At 24.8% G+C, this 2210-nt stretch carries 2 protein-coding genes; both read right to left on the bottom strand.

The window, feature by feature from the left end:
• Positions 1 to 135: 135 nt before the first annotated feature.
• The gene (locus ACTG3S_RS14290) at positions 136 to 852 is read right to left on the bottom strand and encodes a LytR/AlgR family response regulator transcription factor (RefSeq protein ID WP_439130005.1); all 717 of its coding nucleotides are present in this window, start codon (positions 850 to 852) and stop codon (positions 136 to 138) included.
• Between the two features lie 2 nt (positions 853 to 854).
• On the bottom strand, positions 855 to 1631 hold the full coding sequence (locus ACTG3S_RS14285) for a sensor histidine kinase (RefSeq protein WP_439130004.1): 777 nt from the start codon (positions 1629 to 1631) through the stop codon (positions 855 to 857).
• Between the last annotated feature and the right edge of the window lie 579 nt (positions 1632 to 2210).

The raw sequence follows: 2210 nt of genomic DNA, 5'->3' as shown, positions 1-2210 counted from the left end.
CCAATATTTTACCAATGCAATATTGCTAGGTGTTTGCCAGGTAAACGTAGCTTTTTCTATTTTTTTGGAAGTAGATTCTGGAATAAATTGTTGTGTGCTCAAATTGTATAATTTGTGCCAAAGATAAAACTATTTCTATGAATTTTCTTCAAGCTTTTTGAGTGCTTTTTCTTTGTATGTTCTACTAATTGAAATAGCTTTTTTATTAATTTCTACAAATTCATTGGTATAAGAATCTACAGCGTTTAAGTTAACTATAAAAGAGCGATGGATTCTTAAAAAAAATGTATTTGGTAACTTGTTTTCTACATTACTAATAGTTTCTCTAGTAACAATTATTTTATTTTTTAGGTGAATCTTAATATAATCAGACAAACTTTCTACATATAAAATATCATTAAAAATAACTTTAACCATTTTTCTATCTGCTCTTACAAATATAAAATCGCTTTGTTTATCATAAACATCTAATTGTTTTATAATGGGTTCTTGTTTTAAAATATCGAAAGATTTATGTATCGCTTTAAAAAAACGTTCAAAAGAAATGGGTTTTAGTAAATAATCTATTGCCTGCAATTCAAAACCTTCTAAAGCATATTCTCTATGAGCAGTTGTAAAAATTATCTTTGTTTTTTTATTGATAGAATTTGCCAAAGACAAACCAGATATTTCTGGCATATTTATGTCTAAAAAAACCAAATCTATTTTTTCTTGATGTAAAACTTGCATAACCTCTATGGCGTTTTTACAAGATTGTATCAATACTAAGTTTGGTATTTTGGCGATAAAACTTTCTAAAATTTCTCTAGCTATGGGTTCATCGTCAACAATAAGACATTTAATCAAATTCATTTTTAAAGTAAAATTTCTAGTTGAATTTTAAAGATATTTTCTTTTTCTGTAATTTCTAAATGATGTTTTTGTGGATAGAGCATTTGTAATCTTTTTTTTATGTTTTTTAAACCAATTCCACCTTGTAAGTTTGTTTTTTCTTTGTTAAAGCTATTTTCTACGGTAAAAAATAATTTTGTAATTGTTACTTGTAAATTTATTCTAATTTTTAATAAATCATCCATCAAAACACCATGTTTAAAACTGTTTTCTACAAAAGGAATTAATAACATGGGTGAAATTTGAATCTTATCATTTTCTATAATTTTAGTGAAATTCACTTGTAAAGTATCATGAAAACGCATTTTTTCTAAAGCTATATAATCTTCTAAATGAAGAATTTCATGCTCTAAAAATACTTTTGGCTTTTCTACTTGATATAAAATATAGTCTAATAAATTAGATAATTTTAAAATCATTTCTGGTGCATTTTCTTTCTTCTGTATTGCTAAACCATAAATTGTATTTAAGGTGTTAAATAAAAAATGCGGTTGAATTTGCATTTTCAAAAACCGTAACTCCTGCTCTTTTAATTGCAATTGTGTTAGCAAAAATTTATTTTTAAGTGCTTTTTTTTCTTCTGAAGATAGGTAACTGTGTTTTAATATTTTAAAACCACTTGCTAAAACAATAATTAGCAAAACACTCACTAAAATTATAGATGGACTTTTAGTAAGCATTGGCATTTGTTGATATTCTAAATTAAAGAAAAACACAAAACCAAAAGCTACTATAGCCAAAACAGCTGTTGTTACAAAAACTGCAGTATAAAGCGTGTAAAGCGTAAATTTTTTAAATTTATTTTTCAGTAAATAATTTGGCAATAAATCATAAATAAAAACATACGAAGCTACAATAGAAACAACACTTAATAAGGATGTAAACCAGCTTAAAAAATTAGTATTTGAAGTACCCGATCTAAAAAAAAGATAAAAGAAGAACCATACTAAAAACCAAAAAAATAAGTGTAGTATGCTGTTTTTAATATTTGAAAAAAGTATTTTTTGCACAGCGAAAAATAAGAAATATCCATAGATTTTAACCGTAAAAAGAGATGAAATACAAATTTAGTTAGCAATTATACTAAATTTACAAGTTGAACCCTTACAAGTTTTATACTTGTTAAATCAAGCAACTATTTGTTCATTCGTCGTAAAAATAGTTATTCAATCAATTTTAAAAATATGTTTGTAAAGAACTTAAAAAATATATTATGAATTTAATCAACGAAGGAGGCCCATTTTTTATGGTCTCATTATTAATCCTATTAATTTTATCTCTTTTTTTACTAATAAAAGGATTTAAAAGTTACACAGAAA

Source organism: Polaribacter sp., assembly GCF_965656025.1.
GTDB lineage: Bacteria > Bacteroidota > Bacteroidia > Flavobacteriales > Flavobacteriaceae > Polaribacter.
The sequence above is the reverse complement of the archived record's forward strand: the minus strand, read 5'-3'. Positions and strand labels throughout refer to the sequence as shown.